The following is a 3,004-nucleotide window of genomic DNA, read 5'->3' as shown; positions in this document are numbered from 1 at the left end:
TCGGTCGGGCTCGCGGGGTCCTGACGTGGCGCTGGCGCCACACGAGCACCCCGGTAGGCCGGCGCGCACCCATCGGTCGGGCTCCGGGTGTCCGAGGGGCCGACCAGGCGGGAACCGCCGTTGGGTCGTGGTTCCTGGCGACTCGTTCTCGACCGATCACACGGGGGGCCGTGCCCGTGGGTCGGTGACCGACCACCGGATCTCGCTGGTCGCCGCGATCGCGTCGAGCAGATCGCCCGCGGCGCCGACCTCCGCGGGGGCCACGACACCGGGGGCAGCGCGGCCGGCGAGGACCGCGTCGACGGTGGCAGCGACCAGCCTCGCCGATGCATCGAGGTGGTCGCTGCCGTTGGCCCAGCCCCGGGCGTACCCATCGGCGTCGCCAGCGACCTCGGCGACGACCGCCCAGCGTGCCCCCTCGGTGGGTACTCGCCGCGCCCGGCGTTCGAGGCCGGCTGCCACCCGGTCCCGCACGGCCCGCCGTCGGGAGAGGTTCGCGATCGCCTGCATCAGCTCCGCGCGGGCGCTCGACAGCGCGATGTACGAGCGGACCGTCGTGACCTCCGGCAGGTGACGCGGTACCGACAGCGCTTCCAGACCGGGTACGCCGGCGGCGTGGTGCGGCCCGAACGGGCGCGGGAACCAGGCCAGCCGGCGGACCTCCCCGGGGAGCTCGTCGATCCGCTGCCCACGCTCGAGCACGGTCGCCGGCACGCCGAGCGACGCCGTGATGCCACGCAACACCCCGGGTGACGCCGCGCCGAGGACCCCTCCCCGGTCGGGGACCACGGCAGCGACGTGCACCTGCCTCGGCTGGTCGGTCCGTGCGGCGGCGACCGACGTGAGCAGGTCACCGATCGCCGTCCGCCAACCGACGCCCGGGACCACGACCGTGCCACGATCTCTCGCGCGGGAATCGAACCCGTCGTAGGCCCGCTGGAGGTGGGGTTGCGCATCAGCGGTGTCGATCAGGTGGACGGCGCCAGCGACCGCCGCCTCGAGCACCCGGCCGGCGGCGCCGCCCGGGACCGGGAGCGCGCTGATGGCCAGGTCGACCCCCGACAGCGCACCGCTGATGCCTCCATCCACATCGAGGTCGACGATCCGCGTCGAGGTCGGCCCTTGCGCGGTGCGGGCGACCTCGGTCAGCGTCGCGGCATCACGACCGACGAGCACGAGCTCGAGGCTGCTCGTCAAGCGGGCCACCACCCGACGACCGAGCGTCCCGGTGGCGCCGAACACGGCGATCGTGGGCATCGCGGGGGCCTCGCGGCGCGGGTTCGGTGGGGGTCGGCGCCAGGGCGACGCTACCGACACGTGGGGGGTACGTGACCCGCTGGAGATGGCGTGCGAGGATGCCCGCCCCGCGGTGGCGACCGGCCCCGCGCCCACCACCGCTCGACGCCCACGCCGGCGCGACGGGCAGCGAGGACGAGGGTGCACGACCGCACGCGTGACCTGCCGGAGGACACCCTGCTCGTGCGGGTGCCGGCCGCCGATCGTGCCTGGGCACGTCGGCTGCCGCGGGTCCCCGACGGCTACATCCTGACCGTCACCGTCGGGTCGGCGGACCTCGCACCCGTGCCCGCCGACGATCTGGTCGCCGGCGGGTACCGCATCGTGGGCGTCGCGGCCGACCACCGACCCCTCGGGCGGCTCGTCGACGTGTGCGTCCCGCCGGACCTGCGTTCGCGGAACCCCGGGTGGTGGATCGAGCTGGTCGAGCTCGCCGACCGGGTCTTCGACCCCCGCCTCGGTCCCGTCGCACGCGTGCTGGCGGCCGAGCTGGATCTGCACCGTCGGGCCGCGACGGGCGGGTGAGACCCGCCAGCGAGCAGCTGCGGCCGCGCACAGGCCACCCCACCGCCGATCCGGGCCTCTCCGTGCGCTGACCGCGCGCCTGGTGCTTGCTGACCGCTAGCGCTTGCGGGAGTTAGCACCTTGCCGTACGTTGGCTAGCAGTTCCCCCCGGACCGCGATCGGTCCGGTGGGGGGATGGGGCACCCCGCAGGCTCCCGCAGCCTCGACCCGGCTCCCGCTCCGTCCCTCCACCCGACCGCTCGACCGGCACCGGCGGATCCACGACACCCCCGCGACCCCAGGAGGCCACCGCATGGCTACCACGACCGACACCAAGACCACGACCACCACCGAAGCAGCGAAGCGCAAGGCTGCCGCCGAGAAGGCCGCCGCCACCCGCAAGAAGAACCAGGCTGCCGAGGCACGCAAGAACAAGGCCGCTGCCGAGAAGGCCGCTGCCACCCGCAAGCGCAACGCCGCCGCCGCGAAGCGCGAGAAGGTCGCCCCGAAGCGCGCCCCGATCGCCGAGCGTGAGCCCCGCATCATCGCCGAGGACGCCTCGTTCGCTGCCGCGGGCCTGGCCATCGACGCCGTGACGTTGGTGCGCCACGCCACCACCAAGCTCGAGCAGCTGCGCGCGGAGGTCCGCAAGGCCGCCAGCGACCCGGCCGGCACCTTCAAGGGCTACTCCGAGACCGCGCCGACGACCGTCACCCGCACCGTGGGTGACGTCCGTGGCCGCCTCGTGGCCGAGCTCGAGACCGCGATCGCCAAGTTCGAGAAGACCTTCAACTCGAAGGCGACCGAGGGCCGTAAGCTCGTCGAGGCGCTCAAGAACGACACGCGTGTCGCCAAGCTCCTCGACCAGTCCTCGAACACCCGCTCGCAGGTCAAGGCGGCCCTGACGTCGCTCACCAGGACCGTCGACGTCGCCGTCGACGCCGGTCGCAAGCAGGCCGGGACCGCCACCAGCCAGATCAAGGGCGCGACGACCTCGGTCACCAAGACCGTCGACGTCGCCGTCGACGCCAGCCGCAAGCAGGCCGAGAACGCTGCCAGCCAGGTCAAGGCGGCTGCCACCTCGATCCGCAAGACCGCTGACGCCATCCCGGCCGCAGCCGAGGGCGTCGAGAAGCAGGTCGAGAAGGCCAGCTGACCCACCCGGTCTCCCGACGGCGCTCCGCTCCCGCACGCGCCGTCGGGT

General features: G+C 74.1%; 3 protein-coding genes. 2 read left to right on the top strand and 1 reads right to left on the bottom strand.

All coding sequences use genetic code 11. The annotated features are described in order from the left end of the window. Window positions 1-156: 156 nt before the first annotated feature. Window positions 157-1,257: a saccharopine dehydrogenase NADP-binding domain-containing protein gene (locus tag WEB03_RS08065; RefSeq protein WP_368070435.1), complete on the bottom strand. Its 1,101-nt coding sequence runs from the start codon at window positions 1,255-1,257 to the stop codon at window positions 157-159. A gap of 180 nt (window positions 1,258-1,437) precedes the next feature. On the opposite strand from WEB03_RS08065, the gene WEB03_RS08060 reads away from it, so the two are divergent. After that, window positions 1,438-1,821, top strand: a complete 384-nt coding sequence (locus WEB03_RS08060) for a hypothetical protein (RefSeq protein ID WP_368070434.1) — start codon at window positions 1,438-1,440, stop codon at window positions 1,819-1,821. Window positions 1,822-2,113: 292 nt separating this feature from the next. Beyond that, window positions 2,114-2,956 (top strand): hypothetical protein, encoded by an 843-nt coding sequence (locus tag WEB03_RS08055; RefSeq protein WP_368070433.1) that lies wholly within the window; start codon window positions 2,114-2,116, stop codon window positions 2,954-2,956. The last annotated feature ends 48 nt before the right edge of the window (window positions 2,957-3,004 follow it).

Source organism: Nitriliruptor sp., from assembly GCF_040882075.1.
In the GTDB taxonomy this organism is placed as follows: Bacteria; Actinomycetota; Nitriliruptoria; order Nitriliruptorales; family Nitriliruptoraceae; genus Nitriliruptor.
The sequence above is the reverse complement of the archived record's forward strand: the minus strand, read 5'-3'. Positions and strand labels throughout refer to the sequence as shown.